11 protein-coding genes are annotated in these 12,357 nt (G+C 41.3%); 7 read left to right on the top strand and 4 right to left on the bottom strand.

Annotated features, from left to right (window positions below; translation table 11 throughout):
• Together ACEW8O_RS04290 and kynU are read right to left on the bottom strand one after the other, a co-directional pair.
• Positions 1-663: FAD-dependent oxidoreductase (locus tag ACEW8O_RS04290; protein ID WP_373493389.1), on the bottom strand; the 663-nt coding region annotated here is incomplete at its 3' end.
• 26 nt (positions 664-689) lie between these two features.
• Positions 690-1,976: a kynureninase gene (gene kynU, locus ACEW8O_RS04285; protein ID WP_373493388.1), complete on the bottom strand. Its 1,287-nt coding sequence runs from the start codon at positions 1,974-1,976 to the stop codon at positions 690-692.
• 171 nt (positions 1,977-2,147) lie between these two features.
• Here kynU and ACEW8O_RS04280 point away from each other — a divergent pair, with 171 nt between their 5' ends.
• Positions 2,148-2,528 (top strand): RidA family protein, encoded by a 381-nt coding sequence (locus ACEW8O_RS04280; RefSeq protein WP_373493387.1) that lies wholly within the window; start codon positions 2,148-2,150, stop codon positions 2,526-2,528.
• A gap of 2 nt (positions 2,529-2,530) precedes the next feature.
• Here the strand turns inward: ACEW8O_RS04280 and ACEW8O_RS04275 are convergent, their stop codons facing one another.
• Complete coding sequence (locus tag ACEW8O_RS04275) at positions 2,531-2,974, bottom strand: DUF2867 domain-containing protein (protein ID WP_373493386.1); 444 nt, start codon at positions 2,972-2,974, stop codon at positions 2,531-2,533.
• Between the two features lie 242 nt (positions 2,975-3,216).
• Between ACEW8O_RS04275 and fumC the strand changes: the two genes are divergently transcribed.
• The 4 genes from fumC (at position 3,217) to ACEW8O_RS04255 (ending at position 9,364) form a co-directional block, all read left to right on the top strand.
• Positions 3,217-4,617: a class II fumarate hydratase gene (gene fumC / locus ACEW8O_RS04270; RefSeq protein WP_373493385.1), complete on the top strand. Its 1,401-nt coding sequence runs from the start codon at positions 3,217-3,219 to the stop codon at positions 4,615-4,617.
• A gap of 358 nt (positions 4,618-4,975) precedes the next feature.
• Positions 4,976-7,762 carry a PQQ-dependent sugar dehydrogenase gene (locus tag ACEW8O_RS04265; protein WP_373493384.1) on the top strand — a complete coding sequence of 929 codons (2,787 nt, stop codon included), beginning with the start codon at positions 4,976-4,978 and terminating at the stop codon, positions 7,760-7,762.
• An 8-nt stretch (positions 7,763-7,770) separates the two neighbouring features.
• Complete coding sequence (locus ACEW8O_RS04260) at positions 7,771-8,532, top strand: DUF1080 domain-containing protein (protein WP_373493383.1); 762 nt, start codon at positions 7,771-7,773, stop codon at positions 8,530-8,532.
• A 1-nt stretch (position 8,533) separates the two neighbouring features.
• A complete protein-coding gene (locus ACEW8O_RS04255; protein ID WP_373493382.1) occupies positions 8,534-9,364 on the top strand; it encodes a formylglycine-generating enzyme family protein in 831 nt (276 codons plus the stop codon).
• 23 nt (positions 9,365-9,387) lie between these two features.
• On the opposite strand, the gene ACEW8O_RS04250 is transcribed toward ACEW8O_RS04255, so the two are convergent.
• Positions 9,388-9,828, bottom strand: coding sequence for a hypothetical protein (locus tag ACEW8O_RS04250; RefSeq protein WP_373493381.1), 441 nt, complete (start codon positions 9,826-9,828; stop codon positions 9,388-9,390).
• 74 nt (positions 9,829-9,902) lie between these two features.
• Between ACEW8O_RS04250 and ACEW8O_RS04245 the strand changes: the two genes are divergently transcribed.
• Together ACEW8O_RS04245 and ACEW8O_RS04240 are read left to right on the top strand one after the other, a co-directional pair.
• Positions 9,903-11,573 carry an amidase gene (locus ACEW8O_RS04245; protein WP_373493380.1) on the top strand — a complete coding sequence of 557 codons (1,671 nt, stop codon included), beginning with the start codon at positions 9,903-9,905 and terminating at the stop codon, positions 11,571-11,573.
• A 123-nt stretch (positions 11,574-11,696) separates the two neighbouring features.
• Positions 11,697-12,357 (top strand): FAD-dependent oxidoreductase (locus ACEW8O_RS04240; protein WP_373493379.1); only part of this gene is annotated, 661 nt, incomplete at its 3' end.

Genomic DNA, 12,357 nt, shown 5'->3' with positions numbered 1-12,357 from the left:
TGCAATCAACATAAAGCTGCCTCTTGGCCAAATATGAAGTGCATTGGGATCCATTGCAAACTCACCCTCAGAAGTAGCCGGGATGGTCAGTTCTTTGTATCCATGCGAAATATATTCCTGCCTGTAATTGAACCTGACCTGCTTCAGCATGGCATTCCTTAAGGATGAATATGCACCGTCTGATCCTATGACTACTTTGGATTCCAACTTTTCGGTTTCACCATCAGGTGTTGTAAAAGTAAGATGGTTGTGTCTAAGATCGACCTCTTCACATCTATATTCAAAATTCAGCTTTACGCCCAATGACTCCGCTTCATCTACCAACAACTGATTGAATTTTCCCCGGGATATGGAATATATAGCCTGTTCTTCATTGCCATAAGAAATAAAGGTAGTTTTGCCATGTTCATCATGGATTTTTCTTCCATACATAGGAATGGTTAAGGGAAGAACTTTTTCTCTTAGACCTGCTTTCTCCAATGCCCTCCAACCTCGGTCACTAAGGGCCATGTTGATCGAACGACCTTCTTCTAAATAATCTCCTTTCCTGTTGTCTGCCCTTTTTTCATAAAGATTGACATCCAGGCCTCTTTTTTTTAAAAATATGCTCAACAAGGTTCCGATAAGACCGGCACCAAGTACACTGATTTCATTTTTTTTCATGGCTTGAGAGATAGTACTCCTTACTCTTAAGCGAATTTCTGTAAGGATTGTTCCAGAATGCGGGCAAATTGATAAACATCCAAGTAGCTGTTGTACAAGGGGGTTGGAGCTACTCTGATTACATTTGGATGACGCCAATCACCAACAATACTTTCTTCATATAGGGCGTAAAATACTGCTTTTCCTCCCTTATGAACCAACAAAGATAACTGACAACCTCTTTCTTGTTTATTTTTAGGTGTAATTATTTCCAAAACACCGCTATCTCCACTGATTTGCCCAATCAGGAACTCCAGGTAACCTGTTAAAAGTTCACTTTTAGCACGGAGGTTATGGATGCCGGCTTCTTCAAAAATATCCAATGATGCTTGATGTGCTGCCAAAGCCAATACATTAGAGTTGGCCAATTGCCATCCATCTGCCCCAAACATAGGCTTGAAGCCTTTTTCCATTTTGAATCTCTCCCCTTCATCATGACCCCACCATCCTGCAAATCTTGGTAGATCAGGTCTTTCTGCATGATTTTCATGAACAAAAACTCCGGATATATTGCCAGGTCCCGAGTTCATGTATTTGTAACTGCACCAAGTTGCAAAATCCACTCCCCAGTCATGAAGCTTTAACGGAACATTCCCCGCAGCATGCGCCAGGTCAAATCCGACCTTGGCACCGGCTTCATGTCCTGCTTTTGTAATGGCGTCCATATCAAATACCTGACCTGTATAATATTGAAGGCCTGCCATCATCACCAAAGCCAATTGGTCTTTGTTTTCTTGAATGGTATTTAGAATATCTTCAGTCCGAAGGGTATGTTCTCCCGGTCTTGGCTGGATTTCAATGATGGCCTCATCTGGATCAAATCCATGGAATTTGACTTGGGTTTCCAACATGTACATGTCCGAAGGAAAGGCTCCTCCTTCTGTGATGATTTTGAATCTTTCTTTGGAAGGTTGGTAAAATGAGACCATCAAAAAATGGAGATTGGAGCTCAGGTTATTCATCGCCACCACTTCGTGTTCATGGGCACCAACAATAGCAGCCAATGCGGGTTTTGATTTTTTACGGATATGGAACCAGGCATCTTCACCTAAAAAATGACCATCAACCGCCAAATTCGCCCAGTTGTCGAGTTCTTTTTGGATATATGTCTGAGCAAACTTGGGTTGAAGACCCAGAGAATTACCACAGAAATAGATGGCTTGCTTTCCGTAGACTTGTGGTAATAAAAACTTATCTCGAAAAGATTTTAAGGGATCTTTTTGATCCATTTCTTTGGCAAATTCCTCTGTATATTTAAAAGCTGTTTTTTCCATTTTCCAATTCTAAAATCATTATCTCTTTATCTAACCAAACCAACAAACCGACGGGATGTTCATTGTAATCAAGACAGCATATCAAACATAATATCTTTAACACAGTAAAAAAATTCTTTTGACCTGTGCGGTTGTAGCTCAAATAATTAATTTGCACAAAAATCAAAAATCATGTCCAAAGAAATCATCTTTTCAAAAGAAGCGCCTGCACCTATTGGTCCATACTCCCAAGCCGTAAAAGCAGGAAATACGCTATATGTTTCCGGTCAGATTCCCCTGGATGCAGAAACCGGAGAATTGATCAATGAAAATATCATAGAAGAAACACATGCGGTAATGAAAAACCTGGAAGCGGTATTGAGGGCAGCAGGTTATGAATTTTCAGAAGTGGTGAAGTGTACGATTTTCATCAAAGACATGGGACAGTTCGGTACCATCAATGAGGCCTACGGACAATATTTCAAAACCAATCCTCCTGCAAGGGAAACTGTCGAAGTTAGCCGACTGCCCAAAGATGTCAATGTGGAGATATCATGTATTGCGGTCAAGTAGGTTTATTGGACCAACCTTCTGCCCATGTTGTAAAAAATCCAGAAATGAAAAGGCCTGACTAAAATCCAATAGGCTTTTCCTTTCCAACCATTCGGAATAAAATCAATAGTTTGGATTAATTCATTCTGTCTGATTACCCACTGTAGAAAAACAATTCCCGGTAAGCTCATTTCTGCTTTTAACTTTAGAAATCTATTTTCTTTATCGGCAGTTTCTACCCTCCAAAAATCAATCTGATCACCTTCGATGAGCTCAACCGAATCTCTTCTACCTTTTCTAAATCCTATTCCACCTGTTATTTTATCCAGCCAACCCCTGAATTTCCAAAGATCAGTGCCATAATACCAACCGGAATCACCCCCAATAGTCCAGATTCTTTCCAACACTTTTTCAGTTTCTCCCGGAATTTGGAACGTCATTCTTTCAGAGATGATTTTGGATGTCATATTTGTTAAGGTAATATTTATGTCAATGAAATAACAATAACAACCCAATAGGGCTAGCAAAATATGCCATTTTTCCCAAATCATAGCGAAGTGCTGGTATCAACACTCAACAAAAAAGAGATTTTGAAACGATTGGATTTGGTAACCCAAAGTGCAAATTTAATAATTAATCCTTTGCTTGGGTATTATCCACCATAGGTACTAATTTAGCATACTCACAAAGTAACCAATAATCGAAACCTATGAACTTCAGAAAAGAAAAAGATACCATGGGATCCGTGGAAGTTCCTGCAGACAAATACTGGGGAGCACAGACTCAGCGGTCCATCAATAACTTCAAAATCGGAGGCGAGCGTAACCGCATGCCCATTGAAATCATCAGGGCATTCGCCATCCTAAAAAAGTCCGCAGCCTTGACCAATGCTGAGTTGGGTGTTTTGACTCAGGACAAAGCTGATATCATTGCAAAAGTCTGTGATGAAATACTAACCGGGCAGCACGATGACCAATTCCCCTTGGTAATCTGGCAGACTGGTTCGGGAACCCAATCCAATATGAACTCCAACGAAGTAATTGCCTATAGGGCACATGTACTTTTGGGAGGTTCACTAGAGGATGAAAAGAAAAAAATCCACCCAAACGATGATGTCAACAAAAGCCAATCCTCCAATGACACCTTCCCGACGGCAATGCATATTGCAGCCTACAAAATGGTAATGGAGGCAACTATTCCAGGCGTAGAGAAATTAAGGGATACCTTGAAAGAAAAATCCGAATCCTATATGGATGTAGTCAAGATCGGAAGGACGCACTTCATGGATGCGACACCGTTGACCTTGGGACAGGAGTTTTCAGGGTATGTTTCACAACTTGACCATGGATTGAGGGCTCTGAAAAATACTTTGTCCCATCTTTCTGAACTGGCTTTGGGAGGTACTGCTGTGGGTACCGGTCTAAATACACCCAAAGGTTATTCAGAGTTAGTGGCAAAAAAAATTGCAGAATTCTCTGGCCAGCCTATGGTGACGGCACCCAATAAGTTTGAAGCTTTGGCTGCGCATGATGCTATTGTAGAAACCCATGGTGCCTTGAAACAATTGGCCGTAAGCCTAATGAAAATCGCAAATGACATACGGATGCTGTCATCAGGACCTAGGTCAGGTATCGGAGAAATATTGATTCCTGAAAACGAACCCGGTTCTTCAATCATGCCGGGAAAAGTAAACCCCACCCAAGTAGAAGCCATCACCATGGTAGCTGCGCAAATAATGGGCAACGATGTCGCGATTTCTATTGGTGGATCAAACGGCCATTTCGAGCTGAATGTCTTCAAACCGATGATGGTAGCCAATTTCCTCCAATCAGCGAGGTTAATCGGAGATGCCTGTGTTTCTTTCAATGACAATTGTGCTGTGGGAATCGAACCTAACAGACCTTTTATCAAGAGACACTTGGAAAACTCTCTAATGTTGGTAACAGCCTTGAATACCCATATCGGATATGAAAATGCCGCCGCTATAGCCAAAAAGGCCCATAAAGAGGGCACTAGCCTCAGAGAGGCTGCATTAGCTTTGAACTTACTGACCAATGAACAATTTGATGAATGGGTGAAACCTGAAGATATGACAGGTAGTTTAAAATAAAAATCAAAAAAAGAGGCAAAAGCCGGAGGGGGAGGTGGTTTTTATATTCCTATCGGTGATTTGATTATCATCTTTATTCTATTGTAAGTTTTCTAAAGCCCGAGACCTGAAAGGATTTTCGTTTTTTCTCAATGGGTTTTTAAGATAAGGAGTATTGTTTTTTCCTAGAAAAAGACAATACTCCTTAATTTTTTTATTTGTGTCAGAATCCTGAAAATTGCCAACTATCAATAATCCCTTCTCTTTTAAGAAGACAATTTCCATCTTTAAATACCATTGGAAATTCCCAAAAAAACCATCCATGATTTTCTTCCCGAAAATATCAGCGTTTCAATTTTGTTCAAACTTCAAGGTGGAGGTGATTGCCTTACTTTTTTTGGGATTGGGAACAGCATGTAAAGAAACCCCCACCAAAAAGGAATCCATACAGCCTGATGACAGCAGGTTTACCCAAAAAGTACTTATTGAAGGTTTGGAAGAACCCCTTCAATTAGAATTTGACCGGGATGGGTATGTGTATTGGATTGAGCGGATTGGAAACGTCAAGCGATTCAATGAAAAAACCGGAGAGGTTGAAATGCTGGGTACATTGGACCTGACTAAAGAAACCGCACCGGGTTTGATAGGGATTTTGTTGGATAGGGATTTTGAAAGTAGCCGCCAAATATTTCTTTTTTATTCGGCGGCAGCAGACCAAGGTAACGCCTTACGCTTAGCCCGATTTGAATTGAATAAAGATAACAAGCTGGACATCGCCAATGAAAAAATCATCCTATCTGTTCCATGGGAACAGCCGGACGGACAGCATTTTGGAGGAGGGATGACTTGGGATGAAGAAGGGAGCTTATATCTCAGTATAGGTGCAGATTCACATCCCACCCAATATTCACCGCTTCCTTTTAAAAATGAGGGTGGAAGAGGAGAAGATGAAGCAAGAACGGCCGGAAATACCAATGATTTGAGGGGTACAATCATTAGGATAAGACCTCATGCGGACGGAACTTACAGCATCCCTGAAGGAAACTTGTTTGGAGAAGGTACCCCCAATACTTTGCCTGAAATTTATGTTATGGGCAACAGAAATCCATGGAGATTGTCCATTGACTCTAAAACTCAATACCTCCACTGGGGAGAAGTTGGACCGGATGCAGGAGTGGACTCTGGAGAATTTGGTCCTATGGGTTATGATGAATTCAATGTCGCCAAAACTGCGGGCAATTTTGGTTGGCCATATTTTATTGGTTACAACAGGGCTTACAATAGTTATGATTATTCTACCCGTGAATATGGCGAACCCTATAAACCCGACTCCAGCTACAATGATTCTCCCAACAATACAGGACTTAAGATTCTCCCACCTGCACGGGAAGCACTCATCGCATATCCTTATCAAGTTTCGGAGGAGTGGCCCATATTGGGCAGCGCCGCCCGCTCGGCAGTAGGAGGCCCGATTTTTAGAAAGAAAGGTTTTAAGGAAAATGCCGAAAGGGTTTTTCCGGACTATTTCGAGGGAAAATGGTTTATCACTGATTATGTCCGCAATTGGATTATGGTGGTGAAAATGGATGAAAAGCGCTCTAAGGTACTCTCGCTAGAAAGATTTCTTCCAGCAGGACAGTTGACCCACAGCCAGCCTTTGGATATGGATTTTAGTCCAAATGGAGATTTGTATATGGTAGAATATGGAATAGGTGGACAGGGGAAAATCTCCAGAATAGAATATAATGCAGGTAATAGAGCACCTATTGCAAGAGCAAATTCTTCTGCATTGGATGGTAAGGTGCCTTTGGAGTTATGGCTTTCTTCAGAAGGTAGTATGGATTTGGACGGAGACCCATTGACTTATAAATGGACTATTGTTGAAATTGATGGAACCTATAAAGAAACCTTCACAGTAACCAATCCTACTTTACATCTAAAAGAAGCCGGAAAATATTTGGTACAACTTGAGGTATCCGATCCCGGTAGATTGTCTTCCAAGGATTCCCTTCAAATCATAGCCGGAAACACTCAGCCTCAGGTTAAATTCAAAATTTTAGAAGGGAACCAAAGTTTTTACTTCCCGGATGCAGTGATAAAATATGAAGTTTCTGTTGAAGATAGGGAAGATGGGAATTTGAGTGATGGAAACATCAGAAAAGAAGATGTGGTTGTCAATGCTCAATATATTCCTTCCGGTATGGGATATCCCCAATTGGATTTGCTGAACAAAGAGGGGAAACTGAATACGGATACCAAGTTAAGACACCTCAATGCCAAAGCATTGGTGCAAAAGAGCAATTGCCTTTCCTGCCACCTAGAGGAAAGAAAATTGGTTGGTCCGTCATTTCAGGATATCACCAAAAGGTATAAGGAAGATCCGAAAGCCTTTGAACTACTTTCTAAAAGTATTGCTGAGGGTGGTTCCGGGAAATGGGGCGATATGTCTATGCCTCCCCAACCCATGTTGAGTCCTCCTGAAATCTCTCAAATAGTTGATTATATTCTAAAAATAAATTCTGAAGATGGGACAAGCAACAACCTAGGAACCATAGGCCATTACCAGACAATAGCCTTTAACAAAAGGGGAAGAGGCAGTAGATTGGACACCTACTTCCGAACTCCTTTGGAAATGGGTTCTTATGTTTTTATGGCAAGTTATACTGACAAAGGTTCACCTGAGAAGGATGGTCTGGACCTGATGGGCAAGGATTATTTTTTGCTAAGATATCCTGTTTTAGCTCCCGAGGATGCAGATTTCTTCTCAGATGAAGGCATTTCATATACCCCTTCCACCAATGATCCGGGTTTTATTTTCACAGGAAAAGGTGGACATATCGGATTTAGAGGGATAGACCTCAAGGGAATCAATCTGGTAAAAATCGGTGCACCTAATCGCTTTTGGCATTGGTCCCATTTTGTTGGCGCAACCATCGAGCTCAGATCGGGCAGTCCTGATGGACAAGTAATTGGAGAGCCCTATATCATTCCATCTGCTCCAATAGGAGATAAAGGTCCCTTCTTCGGAGAATCCATGGGTTCCCCGGCAATCTTTGACGTTTCTAAATCAAATGGGATAGTTGATTTATATATCGTGGTAAAGAATTTGCAGGCAAATGAAAGTAATGCCTTGATTATGATGACAGGAATCGAGTTTATAAAATAGAAATACTGATGGCGAGTTCACTTCGATCATTTAAAAGAAACGACCATTACTCCTTCTCATTTTTTGGGAGAAGAGTGGTAGGATTATTTCTTGTTTTGATAAGCCACCTAAATTGTGCACAAGAGGGTTATACACAAACGGAATTTGTTTCCATTTTCAATGGAAATGATCTGAACGGCTGGCACATCAGCAAAACCAACCATCATGGAACGATAGGAAATTTTTATGTGGAAAATGGGGCAATTGTCATGAAACAATATCCTTATGGACAGGGTGGAATCATCCTAACAGACAAAAAATATCAGGATTTTGAATTGACCCTAGAATTTAAAGGCTGCCCAAGTACCAATGGCGGTATTTTTCTCAGGTCAAGTGAAAGTGGTTCAGCCTATCAATTGGAATTGGCCGGAGATGGGGAAAAGGGAACTGGTAATCTTTTTGGAGAAATGTTAAGAACCACTGTCAATGCCAGAATTGATCAAATAGAAGAGGTTTGGAAAATTGGAGATTGGAATAGCTTCCGGATCCGGATAACCGGGGAAATACCAAAAGTTTCTTTGTGGATAAATGGAAATCATATGTGGGATGCAGAGGGGATGAGGAATGATTTGATTGGAGATGCAACTGAGGGGATGATTGCTTTTCAGTTACATTGGAGTGCCACATTGCAACCTGTCCCGGGTGGAAGTTGTTGTGATTTCTCTTGGCGGCCTGATGCTTCCCATCAATTTAAGAATATTATGATCAAGGAACTTAAACCTGAATTTTAAAATGAAAAACTTAATTCTATTATTGCTTATGATATTGGTAGCTTCATGGTCACTTTTTGCCCAGCAGATTAAAGAATCGAATAGCTTAGATATGGAATTTATAAAGGTAGAACCAGGCAAAATGCTTGTTGGGAAAATTGAAATTGAATGCCCAAGCTATCCTGATACCAGAGATGTTCCGGATGAAATCAAATGGACAGAAGAGGATTTCAAACTTTGCGAAGAAATGGCAGAAAAGGATTCCAGACCAGGTTTTTGGGTAAATATAGATCAGCCGTATTTTATAGGAATATTTGAAGTGACACAGGGACAATGGATGGAAATAATGGGTAGCAATCCATCCATTTTTAATGAGGAAAAAGTAGGTGCTAAAGCAGATTTACACCCGGTTGAAAATGTCACTTGGGAGATGGTCCAGGATTTTTTGGCAAAACTGAATGCCATGGATAATACTTACCATTATCGCTTGCCAACAGAATTCGAATGGGAATATGCTGCAAGGGCTGGAAATAAAAATTTACTTTCTTGGTCAGAAACCCGGAACCAGGCCTGGATTCAACAAACCGATAAAGGGACTACAAAGCCCGTTGGTTCAAAAAAACCGAATCCTTGGGGATTGTATGATATGCTGGGTAATGTATGGGAATGGGTAGAAGACTATTACAATAATGATGTATTCGCTGACCCGATTCCTCCTTCTAAAGGGGAAGTACATGTATTGAAAGGAGGAAGCATCACCTCAGATGTTACGAATGCAACCTATTTATTTCATGGTGCCGGTCCGGGAAATGGATATGATGTGGGCTTTAGGCTGGTAAGGGAAAAGCGATGAATGAGTAATTGAAACAGGTACTATCAAACTTCAGGGTTTCTCTTTAAATATTTTTTCACTTTGATAGCCCTTATCACTATTATTGATAACAGGAACAACCAAAGCAATTCATTGAACAACAAGTGAAAAATAGAACGTTTATTCCAACCCAATTCCGGAATAAAGGAAAAGATGAACCAAGCTGCCAATAACAGTTTTCCTGCGATTCCTATAATAATTAGATAATGCAAACTGATAGGATAAAAGGCACTTAGAAAAATCAAAAAACCAAACAGCATACCTATCGTACCGAAAACCCTTCCACTGATTTCGGGGATTTCGGTAGGATTCATGGAAAGCCACCTCAATAAGTCTCCCCCGAAATACCTAAAAAAAGCAGACCAGGCAAAGGTGTACATTCCTGTAAGCAAAAGAAGGCCACGCATTGGCATGGGGAAACTTGGCATAATGCTGTTTTTGTCCATCATGTTATTTCTTTATATTCAGGAAAATTAACTTATCCATTTCAGATTGGTTTTCAATCCTAACACAAAACTACATGATGCCATCTAAAAACAAGTCAAAGCTTGGATTATTTGTCCTTGGTTGCGGCCTCTTATTTATAGGTTTTATAGCAGGGAAAAAAGCGGGGGAAATAAGTCCTGCGATGATCTCCGGAGCAGAAACCCTGTTCGGATTGGAATTCAGTCCTGCTGAAAAAGACAGCATGATCCAAAACCTGACCAACCAACGAAACAGTTTTGAGCAGATGAGGGAGCAAAAACTTGATAATGCCACCGCACCTGCCCTTTACTTTAATCCGCTACCCCATGGCTTTGTACCTAATCAGGTTCAAACACAGTATGTTTGGGGCCTACCCAAACAGGTTGAATTACCAACCAAGGATGTTGACATTGCCTTTCTTCCCGTTTCTGATCTTTCGGTTTTGATCAAAAACAAAAAAATCAGTTCTGAAAAGTTGACTAGAATCTATCTTGACAGGATTAGGAATTACTCAGATACCCTGCAATGTTTGATAACCCTTCTGGAAGATGAAGCTATAGCTACCGCAAAAGCCATGGATGTAGAAATTGCTCAGGGAAAATATAGAGGACCATTGCACGGAATACCTTATGGCATCAAAGATTTGTTGGCCGTAAAAGGCACGAAGACAACTTGGGGTGCCATGCCATACAAAGATCAGGTCATCAATGAAACAGCAACAATAGTAGAAAAACTGCAAGGTGCCGGAGCCGTTTTGGTGGGAAAATTTACGCTTGGGGCCTTGGCCATGGGGGATGTTTGGTACGGTGGAGTGACCAAAAATCCTTGGAATTTGAAACAAGGTTCCAGTGGATCTTCGGCCGGTTCAGCCTCGGCGGTCAGTGCCGGTTTGGTACCATTTGCCATTGGAACAGAAACATTGGGAAGCATCGTCTCCCCTTCCACCAGAAATGGAGTGACAGGATTGAGGCCAACTTTTGGAAGAGTCAGCCGCCATGGTGCTATGGCTTTGAGTTGGAGCATGGATAAAATAGGCCCGATTTCCAGATCTGCCCTGGACAATGGAATTGTGCTTTCGGTGATCAATGGCTTGGATGTGAATGACAAAAGTACCATTGCTGCTGCTTTTAATTATGATGCATCCAAACAGTTAAAAGACCTGAAAATAGGATACTTCCCCGATTTGTTTGATGGGGATGGAATGGAAAATGACCGAAAGGTCTTGGACGACCTGAAAAATCTAGGTCTTACTTTGAATCCTTTGGAATTAAAAACCTCAATGTCGCCTGGCAACATTCGGTTTATTTTGGTCGCTGAAGCTGCTGCGGCTTTTGATGATTTGACCAGATCAAATAGTGATGATCTTTTGGTTGCGCAGCATAAGAATGCATGGCCCAATATCTTTAGATCTGCGAGGTTTATCCCAGCGGTAGAGTATATTCAGGCCAATAGGCACAGGTCAATCCTTATAGAAGAAATACATTCACTTTTTTTGAATTTTGATGTGATCATAAGTCCATCTTTCGGAGGAAATCAGTTGCTTATCACCAACCTTACCGGGCATCCGGCTTTGTGCCTTCCAAATGGATTTACAGAGAATGGAAGCCCGACTTCTATCACCTTCCTGGCAAATCTTTTTGACGAGGAAAAACTCATCATGTTGGGAAGGGCATATCAGGATTATATCGATTGGCAGAAAAAGAGGCCTCCGTTGTTTGATAAATAGAGGCGAGATGCGAGAACCGAGAGACGAGAAGTTAGAGGTTGACCGATGTTGGATGACCGATGACCGATGTTGGAATAAGTTTCATGAAAAAATAGGATGAAATCGATAAGATAATAGAAAAGAATGAACAATAATTCTTTCGATGTAGCGGTTATCGGACTAGGTGCTTTGGGATCTTCCACGCTTTGGCAGTTAAGTAAAACTGAAAAGAGGGTTCTGGGAATTGACCAGTTTTCTCCTCCACATACCATGGGATCTTCCCACGGTGAAACACGGATTACAAGGTTGGCAGTGGGTGAAGGAATGGATTTTGTCCCCATTGTAAAGCGCTCTCATGAAATTTGGGATGAAATTGAAGCCTTGACCGGGCAAAAAATTATGACAACTACCGGAGGGCTACTTTTTGATTCAGGTGGAAAAAGTTGGTCAAAGCACGGGTCTGAAGGATTTTTCAAAAGAACGGCTCAGTTTGCAAAAGAAGGAGACATTCCCTTTGAGGTTTTTGATAGTCATGAATTAAAGAAACGGTTCTCAGAATTCAATTTGGAGGAATCGGGAATGGCCTATTATGAACCGAGCGCCGGATTTCTTAAACCCGAACTGGCAATTACCACACAACTCCAATTAGCAGAGAAAAACCAAGCAGTGATCAAAACCCACACCAAGGTACTTGGAATCAGACCGTTGGAAGGTGGGGGAGTCAAAATCAACACCAATCAAGGACAATTTGAGGCAGGAAGGGCCATCATCAGTGCAGGGGCTTGGGTCAAGGATTTTTTATCTG

Origin of the sequence: Aquiflexum sp., from assembly GCF_041749095.1 — a bacterium.
Taxonomy (GTDB): domain Bacteria; phylum Bacteroidota; class Bacteroidia; order Cytophagales; family Cyclobacteriaceae; genus Aquiflexum.
Note: the sequence above shows the minus strand (reverse complement) of the source record. Positions and strands in the feature narration are given on the sequence as shown.

Excerpts from the sequence above, each read along its gene's own strand:
- kynU (WP_373493388.1), bottom strand. The coding sequence starts at position 1,976 with ATGGAAAAAACAGCTTTTAAATATACAGAGGAATTTGCCAAAGAAATG.
- ACEW8O_RS04280 (WP_373493387.1), top strand. The coding sequence starts at position 2,148 with ATGTCCAAAGAAATCATCTTTTCAAAAGAAGCGCCTGCACCTATTGGT.
- ACEW8O_RS04275 (WP_373493386.1), bottom strand. The coding sequence starts at position 2,974 with ATGACATCCAAAATCATCTCTGAAAGAATGACGTTCCAAATTCCGGGA.
- fumC (WP_373493385.1), top strand. The coding sequence starts at position 3,217 with ATGAACTTCAGAAAAGAAAAAGATACCATGGGATCCGTGGAAGTTCCT.
- ACEW8O_RS04260 (WP_373493383.1), top strand. The coding sequence starts at position 7,771 with ATGGCGAGTTCACTTCGATCATTTAAAAGAAACGACCATTACTCCTTC.
- ACEW8O_RS04255 (WP_373493382.1), top strand. The coding sequence starts at position 8,534 with ATGAAAAACTTAATTCTATTATTGCTTATGATATTGGTAGCTTCATGG.
- ACEW8O_RS04250 (WP_373493381.1), bottom strand. The coding sequence starts at position 9,828 with ATGGACAAAAACAGCATTATGCCAAGTTTCCCCATGCCAATGCGTGGC.
- ACEW8O_RS04245 (WP_373493380.1), top strand. The coding sequence starts at position 9,903 with ATGATGCCATCTAAAAACAAGTCAAAGCTTGGATTATTTGTCCTTGGT.